Source organism: Streptomyces sp. NPDC048514 (assembly GCF_043199955.1).
In the GTDB taxonomy this organism is placed as follows: Bacteria; Actinomycetota; Actinomycetes; order Streptomycetales; family Streptomycetaceae; genus Streptomyces.
The window spans coordinates 44,024-60,290 of sequence record NZ_JBICWT010000015.1; the positions used below are offsets into that span (position 1 = coordinate 44,024).

Consider the following 16,267-nt stretch of genomic DNA (forward strand, 5'->3'; position numbering starts at 1 on the left):
ACATGCGCGCGCACCCCCGCCGAGCGAATGGCGGGGGTGCGCGGGCGTTTTCGGGGTGCGGCTCAGTACCAGCCGTTGGCCTGCCAGAAGCTCCAGGCCTTGACCGGGCTGCCGTAGCGGGAGTTCATGTAGTCCAGACCCCACTTGATCTGGGTGGCCGGGTTGGTCTTCCAGTCGGCACCGGCCGAGGCCATCTTCGAGCCCGGCAGGGCCTGGACCAGGCCGTAGGCGCCGGAGGAGCTGTTGGTGGCGGCGGCGTTCCAGCCGCTCTCGTGCTCGACGATCTTGCTGAACGCGTTGTACTGCGCGGAGTCCGGGATCATCTTGTGCGCGATCGCCTGAGCGGAGGTGGCCGCGGTGGGAGCGGCCTGGGCGGGAGCCGCGGCCAGTGCCATACCGGCGGTGGCGGCGGCCACGGCCGCGGTGGTGAGGGCCTTCTTCGGGGAAGCGATGCGGCGGATGAAGGAGACGGACACGGAGAACCTCTTGCTTCGGGGACAGGGGATCGCCCGCATGGCATGGACCACGCGCTGTGGCCGTATGCGTCGGCTCCCTGACCCGGAGGGGCTCGTGGTGCCTGGCGACGTGCTCCAGAGAAACAGGCTCCCGGCCCGTCCGCAATGACCCCTTTTACTAGTTGTGGCCGGATCGGGGGGAATCGTCGGCGCTGTGGTGTGGCTCTCAAAGTGCAGGTGAGAAGGGGTGCCGTTGAGGACGTATCGGACAAATGGGGCTACGGCCCCACTTCGTAGGTGACCTGCGTCATGTGTGCCGCTTCACCGTCGTACTCACGGACCGGAGGCGAGGCCTCACACAGCGGGACGCTCGACCGGGGAGCCGGTCACCCGGTGGGCGCCTCGAACGTGACGGGGGTCTCGAAGGCGGCCCGGCGGGTGACCCGGCGCAGCGCACGCAGCACGGCCGGCCCGAGGGCCAGGGTCAGCAGCACCGTGCACACGGCCCGGCCGAGATCCCAGCCGAGGGAGGTGGCCAGGCAGTAGGCGACGAAGCGGGCCAGGTTCGCGGGGAGCGCGGCGTGTGGGTCGAAGGAGATGTTCGTGGCCGCCGTGCCCAGGAAGGGCCAGCCGGCCAGATTCATGATCGTGCCGTAGGCGAAGGCCGCCAGGAAGCCGTACACCGCCAGCAGCAGCAGCTCGCCCCGGCCGCGCAGCCGCACCGCGCCCGGCAGCAGCCCGGCGCCCATGGTGAACCAGCCCATCGACAGCATCTGGAACGGCAGCCACGGCCCGACACCGCCCGTGAGCAGCGCGGACGCGAACATCGTCACCGAGCCGAGCACGAAGCCGAAGCCGGGGCCGAGCACCCGCCCGCTGAGCACCATCAGGAAGAACATCGGCTCGATCCCGGCCGTGCCCGCGCCGATCGGGCGCAGCGCCGCCCCGGTCGCGGCCAGCACCCCCAGCATCGCCACGGCCTTCGGGCCGAGGTCCGACTCGGAGATCGTCGCCGCCACGACCGCGACCAGCAGCACCAGCAGGCCCGCGAAGAGCCAGGGCGCGTCCTGGGCGTGGGCGCTCAGCCGGGTGCTGGGCGGGGCCAGGAACGGCCAGCCGAAGGCCACCACGCCGACGGCGCTGACCAGCACCAGGGCGGCGAGGGAACGGGGGCGCAGGCGGACCGCCCGGATCCGCGCGGCGGGGGCCGGGTTCGAGGCGGGGCCGGGAGCCGCGGTCCGGGCCGGGGTGGGGGGCGGGGTGGAGGCCGGGGTGGGGCTCATGCCAGCGCCCTTCGTACCTCGGCCACCGTCAGCCAGCGCTGCGGGGCCAGGATCTTCGTCACCTGCGGCGCGTAGGAGGGAGAGGACACCACCGTCTCGGCCGTCGGGCCGTCGGCTATCACCTCGCCCTCGGCGAGCAGCACCACCCGGTGGGCGATCTCGGCCGCCAGCTCCACGTCATGTGTGGCCAGCACGATCGCGTGCCCCTCCGCGGCCAGCTCGCGCAGCACGGCCGCCAGCCGTGCCTTGGCCGCGTAGTCCAGGCCGCGCGTCGGCTCGTCCAGCAGAAGCAGGGGAGGGCGGGCGGTGAGCACCACGGCCAGCGCCAGCGCCAGGCACTGGCCCTCGGACAGATCCCGGGGGTGGGTGCCGTCGGTGATGCCCGGCAGCAGGTCGGACACCAGGGCCCGGCAGGTACCGGGCTCGGCGGCCGCGTCCCGGTCGGCGGCCGCGCACTCGGCGGCCACCGTGTCGGCGTACAGCAGATCGCGCGGGTCCTGCGGGACGAGACCGACATGGCGCACCAGTTCGCGGGGCGGGATGCGGTGCGGGACGGTTCCGCCGACGCGGACCGAACCGGCGCCGGGTTCCACCAGCCCGACGAGCGCGCCGAGCAGGGTGGACTTGCCGGCGCCGTTGCGGCCCATGAGCGCGATCGTCTCGCCCGGGGCCACGGTCAGGTCCACGTGGTGCAGGGCGTCGACCCGGCCGCGGCGAACGGCGAGGGCGCGGACTTCGGCGATGTACGGGGCGGCGGGTTCCGGGACGGCTGCTTCGGTGGTGGCCCCTTCGGGGGGTGTGGAGGGGCGGCGGCGGAAAAGGGCGAGGGGGTGACGGGGGCGTTTCCGGGAGGCGGGTGCCGGTGCCTGTGCCTCTGCCTGTGCCGGTGCCTCTGCGGAGGCGGGCGCGGGGCGGGTCGCCTGCCCGCGCCGGCGGGGTGCCGGCGCGCTCACCCGTGCCGCCCCGGCGGCACGACTGCCCGCAACCGAGGTGGTCCGACGGGGTGCCGCCGTGGTCAGGCGGTTGCGCAGGGGGGTGGCGCGGCGGCGGGCGTCGCGCACGGTCAGGGGGAGGGGGGACCAGCCCGCTAGCCGGCCCAGGTCCACGACCGGCGGGTACACCGGGGACACCGCCATCACCTCGGCCGGGGTGCCGACGACCGGCACGGCGCCGGGTGCGGGCAGCAGCACGATCCGGTCCGCGTAATGGATCACGCGCTCCAGGCGGTGCTCGGCCATCAGGACGGTCGTCCCCAGATCGTGCACCAGCCGCTGCAGCACGGCCAGCACCTCCTCCGCCGCGGCCGGGTCCAGTGCCGACGTCGGCTCGTCCAGCACGAGCACCTCGGGGTGCGGGGTGAGGACCGAACCGATCGCGACCCGCTGCCGCTGCCCGCCGGACAGCGTGGCGATCGGACGGTCCCGCAGCCCGGCCAGGCCCAGCAGGTCCAGGGTCTCCTCCACCCGGCGCCGCATCACCTCGGGAGCCAGCCCCAGCGACTCCATGCCGTAGGCCAGTTCGTCCTCGACGGTGTCCGTCACGAAGTGGGCGAGCGGGTCCTGCCCCACCGTGCCGACCACGTCGGCCAGTTCGCGCGGCTTGTACCTACGGGTGTCCCGGCCGGCCACCGTGACCCGTCCGCTCAGGGTGCCACCCGTGAAGTGCGGGACCAGCCCGCTCACCGCGCCGAGCACGGTCGACTTGCCGACCCCGGACGGGCCGATCAGCAGCACCAGTTCACCCTCCGGCACCTCGAAGCCGACGCCCCGGACGGTGGGTTCGGCAGCGCCCTCGTAGGTGACGCCGACATCCTCGAAGCGGATCACGACGGCTCCTCGGTGTGTTCGGACGCCTTGCCGGTCCTGGCCGACGCGAGAGGCCGGGGCACGACGAAGGCGGGCAGCAGGGCGAGCAGGACCGCGGCGGCGGGCCACAGCGGAAGCGTGGGCGCCACCAGCGGGACGACACCCGGGTGCAGCGCCTGCGGATCCCGGGCGGAGGCGAGCACGAGCAGCGCGGCGACCGCGACGCCCGAGCCGGCGACCAGCCAGGCCCGTACCCCCCACGGGTCCGGCCGGTAGCGGGTGCGGAGGGAACGGCGGCCGCCCAGCCGCAGCCCCGCGAGCGCGGCGGCCACCCCGGCGAACAGCACCGGCAGCCCGTACGTGCCGCCCTCCGCGGTGAGCAGCCCGTACGTGCCCGCGCACACGCCGAGCAGACCGCCCAGGGTGAGCGCGGCCGTCGTACGGCGGACGCGGGCGGGAACGTCGGCGGTGCGGCCGTAGCCGCGGGACTCCATCGCGGCGGCGAGCGCGACCGAGCGTTCCAGCGCGCCCTCCAGGACCGGCAGCCCGACCTGGACCAGGCCGCGCAGGCCCCGGTCGGGACGGCCGCGCAGGCGGCGGGCGGCGCGCAGCCGCTGGACGTCGGCGACGAGGTGGGGCGCGAAGGTGAGGGCGACGACGACGGCCACGCCCGTCTCGTACAGCGCGCCGGGCAGGGACTTCAGGAGGCGGGAGGGGCTGGCGAGGGCGTTCGCCGCGCCGACGCAGACCAGCAGGGTGGCCAGTTTCAGGCCGTCGTAGGCGGCGAACACGACGGCCTCGGCGGTGACCTCGCCGCCCAGGCGGATGCCCTGCGCCCAGTGGGGGAGCGGGACTTCCGGAAGGGTGAGCAGGGTGTGCGTGCCGGGGATGGGCGAGCCCAGGGCCACCGCGAAGACGACCCTGACGAGGACGACGGCGAGGGCGAGTCTGGCGAAGGCCGTGTAGGAACGTGCCCAGGGGGCGGGGGAGCGATGGGTCGCCACGACATAGGCGGAGGCGGCGACGAGGAGGGCGAGGAGGAGGGGGTTGGTGGTACGGCTGGCCGCCGTACCGAGCGAGATGGCCCACAGCCACCAGGCCCCGGGATGCAACGAACCCCGATACCGCCCCCGACCACCTCTGGCCGTTCGTGTCACGGCAGACGGCGCCGACGACTCCTCAGAGGCGCGGGGAACCGCGCGCTCGGCCCCGCCCGGCTCGCAGCCGCAGACGTCGGTCGGCCCCCGGTCGTCCGCGCCGCCCCGCCCGCTAGTCATTCCCGCGTCGCCGCCGTGCCTGCCATACCGCCGCTCCCGCCAGCACCGCCACCACTCCCGCGCCGATCGGCAGACCCAGCGAGGGGCCGCCGCCCGGCTCGCTCCCGCCCTTCGCGGTGGACGCCGGCCGCTCGCCCGACGCCACCTGCTCACCGCACCCCTGCTCCGGATACCCGGAGATCGCGCACAGCAGCGCGTCGGCGTCGTAGCGGAGCGGCCTGGCGGCGGCGGCCAGCGCGTCCGCACTCGTCGCGTCGGGCGACACACGGGCGCAGGCCGTGCGCTGCGCGGGCGGCCGCTCGCCGGACGGCGCGTCGGCGGACGTGCCGAAGTCGAGCACCAGCCCCACCCGCTTGCTGCCGTGCTTCGCCGGCGTACCCGCGCAGATCGTGGTGAAGTCCGCCGCGCCGCGCGGCCTGCTCGCGTCCGCGGAGTCCGCGCTCACCGCGAAGCGGAAGCCCTGGACGGCGCCGTCGTCCGGCCGCACCATCGACGGCCCCTGGGTGGCGTACGTCCAGCGGCCGCCGGTGCTCTCCCAGAACGACCAGTAGCGGTAGCCGGCGGCGTGCGCCCGGGCCGCGACGAGCAGCAGGACACAGAGGGCGAGCACCACGGGCGCGGCACGGCGGACGGCGGTCACCGCTGCCGCTTCTTCCGGCCGCTGAGCAGGAAGCCGACGCCGATGCCCGCGACGAGGCCGACGCCGACGATCCACCACACCCCGGTGCCGGAGTCGTCGTCGGACGTCTGGGTCTCGGCGCCGGTGGCCTTCTCCATGCGCGGGGCGGGACCCTGCGCGTTGAGGGCGTCGACCAGGCTCGTGCCGCCGAAGTCGCCCGGCTGCGCGCCGACGGCGTGCGCGGCGAGGATCAGCTGCGCGTACGCCGCCGGGCCGTTCTGCGCCGCCCACTGGGTGGCGTTCTTCTCCAGCCAGGCGTACGCCTTCTTCGCCTGCCCGGTCCGGCCGTCCGCGGCGAGCGCGACGACCGTGTCCGCGGTGTTGCCGAAGTCGGGCTGGTCCTCGGCACCGGCCAGGGCGGACTTCAGATGGCCGGTCCTGGCGACGGCCGAGGCCAGGTAGGCGCCCGCGTTGTCCGCCACCTGGGCCGGGGCCGGCCGGCCGGCCCCGGTGCAGCCGGTCTTCGCCGGGGCCTTGCCGGCCGTCACGACGAACCCCTTGCCGAGCGCGCCCAGCACGCCGGCCGCCGTCGCGTCCGCGTTGGCGAGCAGCCTGCCCTTCTTGTCCGGCTGGAACGCCAGGGCGCCGCCGCCGTCCTGGTCGCAGGGGATCACCCAGCCGGGCAGCGCGTCGTACGGGGACCGGCCCGACTTCTCGACGTCCGCCGGGTCCGTGCCTACGGCGGTGAGCGCACCGATGACGACGGAGGTGGAGTTGGTGTCGCTCGGGCCGCCCGCGTTGTAGCCCCAGCCGCCGTCCTTGTTCTGGACCGACTTCAGCCAGGCCACGGCCTTGCCGACCACCACGCCGCGCCCGCCGACCGCCTGCAGGGCCTGGACCGCGGCGGCCGTGCTGTTGGTGTCCGGCAGGACCTTGGCGTCGCACGCCTCGGCGGGGGCGGCGCGGAAGGCGGCGAAGGCGCCGTTCTCGCACTGCTGCCCGGTGAGCCAGTCCACGGCCTCGGTGGCCGGGCGGTAGCCGAGCGTGCGCTGGGCGATCAGGGTCAGCGACTGGCGCCACACGCCGTCGTACGTCGGGTCCGACTTGCCGTACAGACCGGGCGGCACCGTCACCTTCGGGGACGGTGACCCACCGGCGGCCGTGGCGGGTGCGGCGGCGGCCAGCACGCCTACGGCGGCCAGTACCGCGGCACTGCGGCGTACGTTCATGATCGGCGACAGCCTCTCCTGCGGGGAGCCGGTGGCGCACCGGAGACCCCGGGCGGCTCGGCTCCGTAAACCTCGACGGTGCCGTGCGCGGCGGACCGCCGGCGCACGTGAGCCGGTCAACGTCTCGTCGGGGTGGTCCGGCTCACCGTCCGGATCGGACCCCGGTACGGCTCACGGTTGCGGGTCAGCGCCGGAATTGCACCGGCTTCCCCCCGTACGAGTGTGATGACGACTCCGCCACCTTACCGGCAGCCCCACCTGCCCCGACCAGTGGCCGTGGGCACACCGCACCGGTGACCGGGGTCACTGCCCGGGCGGGTGACGCGGGCGGCGGCGGGGGGCGAGGGAGGCCGCGATGCCGGAGGTGGCGGAGGGGGATGCGCGCAGGAGAGGGGGAGAGGGTGCCGGGCGGCGGCCGGCCGGCGTGCCCGTGTTCACACCGCCACGTACGCCACGGGTTCGCTCCCGGTCACCGGTTCCGCCCGGCCCTGCTTCACCAGACGGCGCAGATGGGCCTCGGCCTCGGAGACGGCGATGTTCCGGGAGCCGTAGGGGATGTCGGCCCAGGGGCGGTTCCACTCCATGCGCTCGGCGAGCTGCCAGGGGGTGAGGGGCTCGCGGAGCAGGGTGAGCAGCCCGGCCAGCCGGTCCTCGTGATGGCCGAGCAACGCCCGTACGCGGGCTGCCGCGTCGGTGAAGGCGTACTGGTGGGCGGGGAGCACCTCGGCGGGGGCGAGCCGGCCCACCCGCTCCAGCGAGTCGAGGTAGTCACCGAGCGGATCGGTCACGGTGGCGTCGTCGGGGTCCTCGTACAGACCGATGTGCGGGGTGATCTCCGGCAGCACGTGGTCGCCGCTGAACAGGCGTCCGGAGCCCGGCAGTTGTGCCGGATGCGTCTCCTCCAGGTGCAGGCAGACGTGGCCGGGGGTGTGGCCCGGGGTCCAGATCGCGCGCAGCCGGCGGCCGGGCAGGTCGAGCAGCTCGCCGGGGAGGATCTCCCGGTCCGGGAGGGCGGGGGAGAGGCCGGGCAGGGCGCGGCGGCCCCGGGCCGCGCGCAGCGGGGCGACGTGCTCCGCGGGTGCCCCGGCCGCCGTCAGCTTGGTGGCCATGTACGCGTACCAGCGCTCCGGGCGGGTCTCCCGGGCCCGCCGCACGATCGCCGCGTCGGCCGCGTGCATCGCCACCCAGGCGCCGGAGGCCTCGCGCACCCGCGCCGACAGGCCGTGGTGGTCCGGGTGATGGTGCGTGACGACGACGCCGTACACCTCCGCCACCGCCGTACCGCAGGCGGCCAGGCCCGCCGTGAGCGCGTCCCAGGAGGCGGGATCGTCCCATCCCGTGTCGATCAGCACCGGCCCGCGCCCGGTGTCCACGACGTACACCAGGGTGTGGCCCAGGGGGTTGTCCGGGATGGGAACCCGGACGGACCGCACGCCCCCGCCGTGATCGAACGTCTTCGTCATCGACCCTCCACCCCAGCGCCCACACCCCACGGCCCCCGGCCCTCGGCCATTGCCCACTATAACCAGAACTGGTATCAGTTCTGACACAGCGTCAGTTACCGGCGGTGCGGTGGGAGGCAGTCGGCCATGACCGAGCTCGTGGAACACGGACAGCTGTTCATCGGCGGGGAGTTGACCGATCCCCTGGGCAAGGACGTCATCGAGGTGATCTCCCCGCACACCGAGCAGGTCATCGGCCGGGTGCCGCACGCCTGTCGTGAGGACGTCGACCGGGCCGTGGCCCTCGCGCGCCGCGCCTTCGACGAGGGGCCCTGGCCGCGTGCCACGCTGGAGGAGCGGATCGAGGTCGTCACCCGCATCAAGGACGGCATCGCCGCCCGGCACGAGGAGATCGCCCGGGTGATCTCCGCGGAGAACGGCTCCCCGTACTCCTGGAGCGTGCTCGCCCAGGCGCTCGGCGCGATGATGGTGTGGGACGCGGCGATCAGGGTCGCCCGGGACTTCCCCCTCGAGGAGCGCCGCGACGGGGTCCTCGGCCCGCTCCTCGTCCGGCGCGAACCGGTCGGCGTCGTCGCCGCCGTGGTCCCGTGGAACGTCCCGCAGTTCGTCGCCGCCGCCAAGCTCGCGCCCGCGCTGCTGACCGGCTGCACGGTCGTCCTCAAGCCGTCCCCGGAGTCCCCGCTGGACGCCTATCTCCTCGGCGGGATCGCGCGCGAGGCCGGGCTGCCCGAGGGGGTGCTGTCGATCCTGCCGGCCGACCGCGAGGTCAGCGAGTACCTGGTCGGGCACCCCGGCGTCGACAAGGTGTCCTTCACCGGCTCGGTCGAGGCGGGCAAACGCGTGATGGAGGCCGCCGCCCGCAACCTGACCCGGGTGACGCTGGAGCTGGGCGGCAAGTCGGCGGCCGTGGTGCTGCCGGACGCGGACCTGCGGACGGCCGTGTCGGGCATCGTCCCGGCGGCCTGGATGAACAACGGGCAGGCGTGCGTGGCCCAGACCCGCATCCTCGTCCCGCGCAGCCGGTACGACGAGTTCGCGGACGCCTTCGCGCAGGCCGCGGGCGCGCTCACGGTGGGCGACCCGCTCGACCCGGCCACCCAGGTCGGCCCACTCGTCGCCCGCCGGCAGCAGCAGCGCAGCCTCGACTACATCCGGCTCGGCCAGGAGGAGGGCGCCAAGATCCTCACCGGCGGCGGCCGGCCCGCGGGCCTGGACAGGGGCTGGTACGTCGAGCCGACCCTCTTCGGCGGCGTGGACAACTCCATGCGGATCGCCCGTGAGGAGATCTTCGGCCCGGTGATCTGCCTGCTGCCGTACGGCGACGAGGAGGAGGCCGTGAAGATCGCCGGTGACTCCGACTACGGCCTCTCCGGCAGCGTGTGGACCGCCGACGTCGAGCACGGCATCGAGATCGCCCGGCGGGTGCGGACCGGCACCTACTCCGTGAACACCTTCAGCCTCGACATGCTCGGCCCGTTCGGCGGCTACAAGAACTCCGGCCTGGGCCGGGAGTTCGGCCCCGAGGGCTACGGCGAATACCTCGAACACAAGATGATCCACCTGCCGGCGGGGGCCTAGGGATGGGCGACCGCTGGCACGTCGAGGTCGACCGGTCCGTCTGCATCGGCTCGGCCCAGTGCCTCCACCACGCCCCAAACGGCTTCCGCCTCGACTCCGCCCGCCAGTCCCACCCCGTCGAGCCCGACACCGACGCGAGCGAACAGATCCTGGCGGCCGCCGAGAGCTGCCCCGTGGAGGCCATCACGATCACTCTCGTGGGCGGCGAGGAGGCGGTGTTCCCGCCGGAGGACTAGAAGGCCGGGAGGGACCACCGCACCCCGCGGCTCCGGCGGGCCGGCAGGGGCCGCGGCCCCGCGGCTCAGCGCGGGGCGTCCGGCTCGGTCAGGTCGATCAGGCGGCACACGGTCTCGATGTCTATCTTCACCTGGGCGATGGAGGCACGCCCCGAGAGCCAGGTGATGAGGGCCGAGTGCCAGGTGTGCTCGATGACCCGGACCGCCGAGAGCTGTTCGGGGGACGGGTGCTCCAGGCCGATCGCGTCCAGGATGATGGCGGTGGTCTGCCGGGACACCTGGTCGACCTCGGGCGAGACGCTGCGGTCGGCGAAGGTGAGGGCGCGGACCATCGCGTCGGCCAGGTGCGGCTCGCGCTGGAGGGCGCGGAAGGCGCGCATGAGGGTCTCCGCCACCCGTTCGGCGGCCCGGTCGCCCGTGGGCGGCTTCTTGCGGAGCGTGCCGTGCATGTGCTCCAACTGGTCCTGCATGGTGGCCACCAGCAGGTGCACCTTGGACGGGAAGTAGCGGTACAGCGTGCCGAGGGCCACCTGGGAGGACTCGGCGACCTCGCGCATCTGCACGGCGTCGAAACCTCCCCGGCTGGCCAGTTGGGCGCTCGCGTGCAGGATCCTGCGGCGGCGGGCCTCCTGCCGCTCGGTGAGCGGGGACGAGGGCGACGCCGAGGGCCGGACCGTACTGGCTTCCACCTTGGATTCCGCAGGCATGGGTCCCGTTCCGTGACAGTCGGTGAGGGCGTCTGTAGGGCACGTGATCAGACAGCATGGCAGGGCGGCGCGCCGTGGCGCGAATCACCTGATCCACTGCTCGCAGTGCCCCTACCTGCCGGTAGATTCAGAGCCTCTTGAACGATCAAGTCTGAAACTTGTTCTAGATTAGCGTCCCGTCGTAGTCTCGCGGGACAGTGCAGGCAGAAGGGGGCACGGAGTGACCGCTGAGGCCCGGGAAGCGGGTGCCCAGAAGGACCCCGCATCCGACGGCGAGCGACCGCTCGACATCGCGCTCCTCACCTATAAAGGGAACCCGTTCTGCGGCGGCCAGGGCGTCTACGTGCGCCATCTGTCCCGCGAGCTGGCCCGCCTCGGCCACCGGGTGGAGGTCATCGGCTCCCAGCCGTACCCCGTCCTCGACGAGGGCTACCCCCGGCTCACCCTGACCGAGCTGCCCAGCCTCGACCTCTACCGCCAGCCCGACCCGTTCCGCACCCCGGGACGGGACGAGTACCGGGACTGGGTCGACGCCCTGGAAGTCGCGACGATGTGGACCGGCGGCTTTCCCGAACCGCTCACCTTCTCGCTGCGCGCCCGCCGTCATCTGCGCGCCCGCCGGGGTGAGTTCGACGTCGTCCACGACAACCAGACGCTCGGTTACGGCCTGCTCGGCGACATCGGCGCGCCCCTGGTCACCACGATCCACCACCCCATCACCGTCGACCGGCGGCTGGAGCTGGACGCGGCCGAGAGCCGGCGGCGCCGCTACTCGGTGCGCCGCTGGTACGCGTTCACCCGGATGCAGAAGCGGGTCGCCCGCCGGCTGCCCTCGGTCCTCACCGTGTCCGGCAGCTCCCGGCAGGAGATCGTGGACCACCTCGGCGTCCGTGACGAACGCGTCCATGTGGTCCACATCGGTGCCGACACCGACCTGTTCGCGCCGAATCCGGCCGTCCCCGAGGTGCCCGGCCGGATCGTCACCACCTCCAGCGCCGATGTGCCCCTCAAGGGCCTGGTCTTCCTCGTGGAGGCGCTCGCCAAGGTGCGCACCGAGCATCCGGCGGCCCACCTCGTCGTCGTCGGCAAGCGCCCTACGGAGGGGCCGGTCGCCCAGGCCGTCGAGCGCTACGGCCTGGGCGGCGCCGTCGAGTTCGTCAAGGGCATCTCCGACGCCGAGCTGGTCGACCTGATCCGCTCGGCCGAGGTCGCCTGCGTGCCGTCCCTGTACGAGGGTTTCTCGCTGCCGGCCGCCGAGGCCATGGCCACCGGCACCCCGCTGGTCGCCACCACCGGCGGCGCCATCCCGGAGGTAGCCGGCCGGGACGGCGAGACCTGCCTCGCGGTGCCGCCCGGCGACCCGGGAGCGCTGGCCGCCGGGCTCGGCCGGCTGCTCGGCGACCCCGGCCTGCGGGCCCGGCTCGGCCGCGCGGGCCGGGAGCGGGTGCTGCGGCACTTCACCTGGGCGCGCGCCGCCGAGGGCACGGTCGCCCGCTACCGCGAGGCGATCGCACGCTCCGCGGGCCGCCCCACGGCGGACGGCGCCGACCCGCCGACCCGGCGTCCCGGCCGCACCGCGGCCTCCCCGAGTGCCGCGGTGACGGCGTGCGAGAGCGCCCCGTCCGCGACCTCGCCCAGTGTCACCGGCGTCTATCCCGAAAGCAGGGCCACGTGCTGACCGTCGACTTCTCCCGGTTCCCGCTCGCCCCCGGCGACCGTGTCCTGGACCTCGGCTGCGGGGCCGGCCGGCACGCCTTCGAGTGCTACCGGCGCGGCGCCCAGGTCGTGGCCCTCGACCAGAACGCCGAGGAGATCCGCGAGGTCGCCAAGTGGTTCGCGGCGATGAAGGAGGCCGGTGAGGCCCCCGAGGGCGCCACCGCCACCGCCATGGAGGGCGACGCCCTCGCCCTGCCGTTCCCCGACGAGTCCTTCGACGTCGTCATCATCTCCGAGGTCATGGAGCACATCCCCGACGACAAGGGCGTGCTCGCCGAGATGGTCCGGGTGCTCCGGCCGGGCGGCCGCATCGCCGTCACCGTGCCGCGCTACGGCCCCGAGAAGGTCTGCTGGGCGCTGTCCGACGCCTACCACGAGGTCGAGGGCGGTCACATCCGCATCTACAAGGCCGACGAACTCGTCGCCAAGGTCCGCGAGGCGGGCCTGAGGCCCTACGGCAGCCACCACGCGCACGCCCTCCACTCGCCGTACTGGTGGCTGAAGTGCGCCTTCGGCGTCGACAACGACAAGGCGCTGCCGGTGCGGGCGTACCACAAGCTGCTGGTCTGGGACATCATGAAGAAGCCGCTCGCCACCCGGGTCGCCGAGCAGGCGCTGAACCCGCTGATCGGCAAGAGCTTCGTGGTCTACGCGACCAAGCCCCACCTGCCGAGTCTGCCCGCCGCCGCGCACACCGCCGGCTCCTCGGACACCGCCGGGACGGCCGAGGCGGCCGCCAAGTGACCACTCCCCGGACGGAACACCTGGTCCTGGCCGGGGTCCTCACCGCCGAGCAGGCCGCCGCGACCGTCCGCGGCATCCTCTCCGCGCAGCGGGAGGACGGCGCGATCCCGTGGTTCCGGGGGCACCACCTCGACCCGTGGGACCACACCGAGGCCGCCATGGCCCTGGACGCCGCCGGCGAGCACGAGGCCGCCGAGCGGGCGTACGGCTGGCTGGCCGCCCACCAGAACGAGGACGGCTCCTGGTACGCCGCCTACGCCGACGGCGCCCACGACGACGTCACCGACCGCGCCCGCGAGTCCAACTTCGTCGCCTACATAGCCGTAGGCGTCTGGCACCACTACCTGTCCACCGGGGACGACACGTTCCTGGACCGCATGTGGCCGTGCGTCTACGCGGCCGTCGAATGGGTGCTGCGGCTGCAGCAGCCCGGCGGGCAGATCGGCTGGCGCCGGGACGACGACGGCACGGCGGCGACGGACGCGCTGCTGACCGGCAGTTCCTCCGTCCACCACGCCCTGCGCTGTGCCCTGGCGATCGCCGAGCAGCGCGAAGAGCCGCAGCCCGACTGGGAGTTGGCGGCCGGGGCGCTGCGGCACGCGATCCGCCTGCACCCCGAGCGCTTCCTGGACAAGGACCGCTACTCGATGGACTGGTACTACCCGGTCCTCGGCGGCGCGCTGACCGGCGCCGAGGCCAAGGCCCGCATCGAGGAGTCCTGGGACCGGTTCGTCGTGCCCGGCCTCGGCGTGCGCTGCGTGGTCCCCAACCCCTGGGTGACCGGCGGCGAGTCCAGTGAACTCGCCCTGGCCCTGTGGGCGGTGGGCGAGTCCGACCGCGCCCTGGAGATCCTGCAGTCCATCCAGCACCTGCGCGACCCGGACTCCGGCCTGTACTGGACGGGGTACGTCTTCGAGGACGGCGCGATCTGGCCCCGCGAGCTGACCACCTGGACGGCCGGTTCCCTCCTCCTCGCCGTGGCCGCTCTCGGCGGCCACGACGCCACGTGCGCGGTGTTCGGAGGGGAGCGCCTGCCGTCCGGCCTGGACCCCGACTGCTGTAGCTGAGCACACCGAGCGCGCCGCCGACGCGACGGACGCCGAGGGCTCAGTGCCGGTGCATCCGGTTGGCGATGGCGTGGCCCACGAACAGATAGACCACGGCGGCGAGGCCGTATCCGGCGACCACCCGGGCCCAGGCCTCGTCGAAGGTGAACAGGTCGTGCGACCAGCCTGCCAGCCAGGAGGCCGCGTCATGGACGAACTGCACCAGGCTGTTGGCCCGGTTCGCGTCCAGTAGGTACATCAGGATCCACAGACCGAGGATCAGGGCCATGATGTCGGCGACGACCGCTATGACCGTGCCGGCCTGGTTCGCTCCCGTGCGGTATCTAGACATGCAAAGCGGATTGCCGCAACCCGGCGGCTGAAACCGGCCCGGGGCCGATCCGCGCCGATCCCGCGCCCAGGGCCCGAGTGGCGCGTGTCGGCCGTCCGGGTGACGCTGCCGTAGGAAGCACCCACTCGGAAAGACACGTCGGGAGGACCCCGTGCCTGTACCGATACGGCGTCTCTGCGTGGCGCTGACTCTCTGCTGTGCCCTGCTGGCCGGTACCACGGCCTGCGGGAACGGCACCGACACCAGTTCGAACACCACGAAGTCCACTGCCGCCGCGGCCGCCCGGGAAGCGGCCACACCCATTCCCAGTACATCGGCCGAGCGCCAGAAGTTCGCCAAGACCCGGTTCGTGGCGAACGCGGGCCTGGCCGCCGGTGCCACCTACCAGTGGATCGTGAAACCCTGGAAGGCCGGCAAGTTCAAGAAGGGCGCCAAGGGCCGCAAGCTGGCCCTCGTGAAGGCCGGTCTCGCCGGGGCCTTCGCCTACAACCGGCTCAAGGCCGCCCAGAAGAACGCCAAGGGCGACCCACTGCTGTCGAAGGCGATCGCCCCGCTCAGCGCGGGCATCGCGTCCCTGAAGAACCTGCCGTCCAAGCTGCGCAAGGGCGACGGCAACGCGGCGAACTCCTTCGACGACGTCATCAACCAGGTGAAGGATGCGGGGAAGAGCGCGGGCGCCCCGGTCAAGAACCAGGTGCCCTCGACCTCCCAGCTCACCAAGGGCTAGGAGTTCAGCTCCGCGAGGACCCGGAGGGTGTGCGGGTCCGGTGACAGGGCCAGCAGGTCCGTCACCGGGCCCCCGCGCCACAACTCCAGCCGCTCGGCGATGCGTTCGCGCGGCCCGACCAGGGAGATCTCGTCGGCGAACGCGTCCGGCACCGCCAGCACGGCCTCCTCCCGGCGCCCGGCGAGAAACAGCTCCTGGATCCGCCGCGCCTCCTCGGCGTATCCCATCCGGGCCATCAGCTCGGCGTGGAAGTTGCGCGCCGCGTGCCCCATCCCGCCGATGTAGAAGCCGAGCATCGCCTTGACGGGCAGCAGCCCCTGCGCCACGTCGTCGCACACGTTCACCCGGGCCATCGGAGCCACCAGGAACCCCTCGGGCAACTGGCGCACCACGTCGCCGTACACCTCGGGCCGGCTCGGCGCCCAGTACAGCGGGAGCCAGCCGTCGGCGATGCGGAGGGTCTGGGCGACGTTCCTCGGCCCCTCGGCGCCCAGCAGCACGGGCAGGTCGGCCCGGAGCGGATGCGTGATCGACTTCAGCGGCTTGCCGAGCCCGGTGCCCTCCGGCCCCCGGTACGGCAGCGGATGGAACCGCCCGTCCACCTCCACCGGCGCCCGCCGGCGCAGCACCTGCCGTACGACGTCCACGTACTCCCGGGTCGCGGTCAGCGGTGACTTCGGGAACGGGCGGCCGTACCAGCCCTCCACCACCTGCGGTCCGGACAGGCCGAGGCCGAGCAGCATCCGCCCGCCGGAGAGGTGGTCCAGGGTGAGCGCGTGCATCGCCGTGGCGGCCGGCGAACGGGCGGCCATCTGGACGACGGCCGTGCCCAGCAGGATCGTCGACGTCTGCGCGGCGATCCAGGTCAGCGGGGTGAAGGCGTCCGAGCCCCAGGACTCCGCCGTCCACACCGAGTGGTACCCGAGCCGCTCCGCCTCCCGGGCGAGCGCGACGTGCCCGGCGTCCGGGCCGCGTCCCCAGTAACCGAGTGCGAGACCGAGTCGCATTCCACTGCCTCCTGACGATGTGT

16 protein-coding genes and 1 riboswitch are annotated in these 16,267 nt (G+C 73.6%); of the genes, 6 read left to right on the plus strand and 10 right to left on the minus strand.

The features are described 5' to 3' along the window. Positions 1-62: 62 nt before the first annotated feature. From ACGFT2_RS29995 to ACGFT2_RS30025, 7 genes are all read right to left on the minus strand, one after another. Positions 63-476: a transglycosylase SLT domain-containing protein gene (locus ACGFT2_RS29995; protein ID WP_393284158.1), complete on the minus strand. Its 414-nt coding sequence runs from the start codon at positions 474-476 to the stop codon at positions 63-65. Positions 477-841: 365 nt separating this feature from the next. Further along, positions 842-1,738, minus strand: coding sequence for an ECF transporter S component (locus ACGFT2_RS30000; protein ID WP_393284161.1), 897 nt, complete (start codon positions 1,736-1,738; stop codon positions 842-844). Continuing rightward, positions 1,735-3,564: an ABC transporter ATP-binding protein gene (locus tag ACGFT2_RS30005; protein ID WP_393284164.1), complete on the minus strand. Its 1,830-nt coding sequence runs from the start codon at positions 3,562-3,564 to the stop codon at positions 1,735-1,737. The genes ACGFT2_RS30000 and ACGFT2_RS30005 overlap by 4 nt, the downstream gene beginning before the upstream one ends. After that, positions 3,561-4,820: a CbiQ family ECF transporter T component gene (locus tag ACGFT2_RS30010; RefSeq protein ID WP_393284166.1), complete on the minus strand. Its 1,260-nt coding sequence runs from the start codon at positions 4,818-4,820 to the stop codon at positions 3,561-3,563. Before ACGFT2_RS30010 ends, ACGFT2_RS30005 begins: the two co-directional genes overlap by 4 nt. Beyond that, positions 4,813-5,460, minus strand: coding sequence for an SCO2322 family protein (locus ACGFT2_RS30015; protein ID WP_393284169.1), 648 nt, complete (start codon positions 5,458-5,460; stop codon positions 4,813-4,815). The genes ACGFT2_RS30010 and ACGFT2_RS30015 overlap by 8 nt, the downstream gene beginning before the upstream one ends. Further along, positions 5,457-6,668, minus strand: coding sequence for a prenyltransferase/squalene oxidase repeat-containing protein (locus ACGFT2_RS30020; protein WP_393284172.1), 1,212 nt, complete (start codon positions 6,666-6,668; stop codon positions 5,457-5,459). The genes ACGFT2_RS30015 and ACGFT2_RS30020 overlap by 4 nt, the downstream gene beginning before the upstream one ends. A 130-nt stretch (positions 6,669-6,798) precedes the next feature. Then, positions 6,799-6,880: riboswitch (cobalamin riboswitch) on the minus strand. Between the two features lie 222 nt (positions 6,881-7,102). Beyond that, positions 7,103-8,131 carry an MBL fold metallo-hydrolase gene (locus ACGFT2_RS30025; RefSeq protein WP_393284175.1) on the minus strand — a complete coding sequence of 343 codons (1,029 nt, stop codon included), beginning with the start codon at positions 8,129-8,131 and terminating at the stop codon, positions 7,103-7,105. A gap of 126 nt (positions 8,132-8,257) precedes the next feature. On the opposite strand from ACGFT2_RS30025, the gene ACGFT2_RS30030 reads away from it, so the two are divergent. Together ACGFT2_RS30030 and ACGFT2_RS30035 are read left to right on the plus strand one after the other, a co-directional pair. After that, complete coding sequence (locus tag ACGFT2_RS30030; protein WP_393284178.1) at positions 8,258-9,709, plus strand: aldehyde dehydrogenase; 1,452 nt, start codon at positions 8,258-8,260, stop codon at positions 9,707-9,709. Between the two features lie 2 nt (positions 9,710-9,711). Then, positions 9,712-9,945, plus strand: coding sequence for a ferredoxin (locus ACGFT2_RS30035; RefSeq protein ID WP_393284181.1), 234 nt, complete (start codon positions 9,712-9,714; stop codon positions 9,943-9,945). 65 nt (positions 9,946-10,010) lie between these two features. Here ACGFT2_RS30035 and ACGFT2_RS30040 read toward each other — a convergent pair whose 3' ends face one another. After that, entirely contained in the window at positions 10,011-10,652 is a 642-nt protein-coding gene (locus tag ACGFT2_RS30040; protein ID WP_393284184.1) for a TetR family transcriptional regulator, read from the minus strand. A 220-nt stretch (positions 10,653-10,872) separates the two neighbouring features. On the opposite strand from ACGFT2_RS30040, the gene ACGFT2_RS30045 reads away from it, so the two are divergent. The 3 genes from ACGFT2_RS30045 to ACGFT2_RS30055 are packed head-to-tail and all read left to right on the plus strand — an operon-like array spanning position 10,873 to position 14,179. Next, positions 10,873-12,330, plus strand: a complete 1,458-nt coding sequence (locus ACGFT2_RS30045; protein WP_393284187.1) for a glycosyltransferase family 4 protein — start codon at positions 10,873-10,875, stop codon at positions 12,328-12,330. Continuing rightward, positions 12,324-13,112 carry a class I SAM-dependent methyltransferase gene (locus ACGFT2_RS30050; protein WP_393284190.1) on the plus strand — a complete coding sequence of 263 codons (789 nt, stop codon included), beginning with the start codon at positions 12,324-12,326 and terminating at the stop codon, positions 13,110-13,112. The genes ACGFT2_RS30045 and ACGFT2_RS30050 overlap by 7 nt, the downstream gene beginning before the upstream one ends. Then, positions 13,109-14,179 (plus strand): prenyltransferase/squalene oxidase repeat-containing protein, encoded by a 1,071-nt coding sequence (locus ACGFT2_RS30055; RefSeq protein WP_393284193.1) that lies wholly within the window; start codon positions 13,109-13,111, stop codon positions 14,177-14,179. Before ACGFT2_RS30050 ends, ACGFT2_RS30055 begins: the two co-directional genes overlap by 4 nt. A 40-nt stretch (positions 14,180-14,219) precedes the next feature. Here ACGFT2_RS30055 and ACGFT2_RS30060 read toward each other — a convergent pair whose 3' ends face one another. Then, positions 14,220-14,510 carry a hypothetical protein gene (locus ACGFT2_RS30060; protein ID WP_345046988.1) on the minus strand — a complete coding sequence of 97 codons (291 nt, stop codon included), beginning with the start codon at positions 14,508-14,510 and terminating at the stop codon, positions 14,220-14,222. 151 nt (positions 14,511-14,661) lie between these two features. On the opposite strand from ACGFT2_RS30060, the gene ACGFT2_RS30065 reads away from it, so the two are divergent. Beyond that, complete coding sequence (locus tag ACGFT2_RS30065) at positions 14,662-15,237, plus strand: hypothetical protein (protein ID WP_393284196.1); 576 nt, start codon at positions 14,662-14,664, stop codon at positions 15,235-15,237. On the opposite strand, the gene ACGFT2_RS30070 is transcribed toward ACGFT2_RS30065, so the two are convergent. Beyond that, on the minus strand, positions 15,234-16,244 hold the full coding sequence (locus ACGFT2_RS30070) for an LLM class F420-dependent oxidoreductase (protein ID WP_393284199.1): 1,011 nt from the start codon (positions 16,242-16,244) through the stop codon (positions 15,234-15,236). The two genes, ACGFT2_RS30065 and ACGFT2_RS30070, sit on opposite strands and share 4 nt — an antisense overlap. Between the last annotated feature and the right edge of the window lie 23 nt (positions 16,245-16,267).

What these genes read in the sequence shown, in the direction of transcription:
- ACGFT2_RS30070 (WP_393284199.1), bottom strand. Translation starts at nt 16,244, where the DNA reads ATGCGACTCGGTCTCGCACTCGGTTACTGGGGACGCGGCCCGGACGCC.
- ACGFT2_RS30030 (WP_393284178.1), top strand. Translation starts at nt 8,258, where the DNA reads ATGACCGAGCTCGTGGAACACGGACAGCTGTTCATCGGCGGGGAGTTG.
- ACGFT2_RS30060 (WP_345046988.1), bottom strand. Translation starts at nt 14,510, where the DNA reads ATGTCTAGATACCGCACGGGAGCGAACCAGGCCGGCACGGTCATAGCG.
- ACGFT2_RS30035 (WP_393284181.1), top strand. Translation starts at nt 9,712, where the DNA reads ATGGGCGACCGCTGGCACGTCGAGGTCGACCGGTCCGTCTGCATCGGC.
- ACGFT2_RS30025 (WP_393284175.1), bottom strand. Translation starts at nt 8,131, where the DNA reads ATGACGAAGACGTTCGATCACGGCGGGGGCGTGCGGTCCGTCCGGGTT.
- ACGFT2_RS30040 (WP_393284184.1), bottom strand. Translation starts at nt 10,652, where the DNA reads ATGCCTGCGGAATCCAAGGTGGAAGCCAGTACGGTCCGGCCCTCGGCG.
- ACGFT2_RS30000 (WP_393284161.1), bottom strand. Translation starts at nt 1,738, where the DNA reads ATGAGCCCCACCCCGGCCTCCACCCCGCCCCCCACCCCGGCCCGGACC.
- ACGFT2_RS30020 (WP_393284172.1), bottom strand. Translation starts at nt 6,668, where the DNA reads ATGAACGTACGCCGCAGTGCCGCGGTACTGGCCGCCGTAGGCGTGCTG.
- ACGFT2_RS30010 (WP_393284166.1), bottom strand. Translation starts at nt 4,820, where the DNA reads ATGACTAGCGGGCGGGGCGGCGCGGACGACCGGGGGCCGACCGACGTC.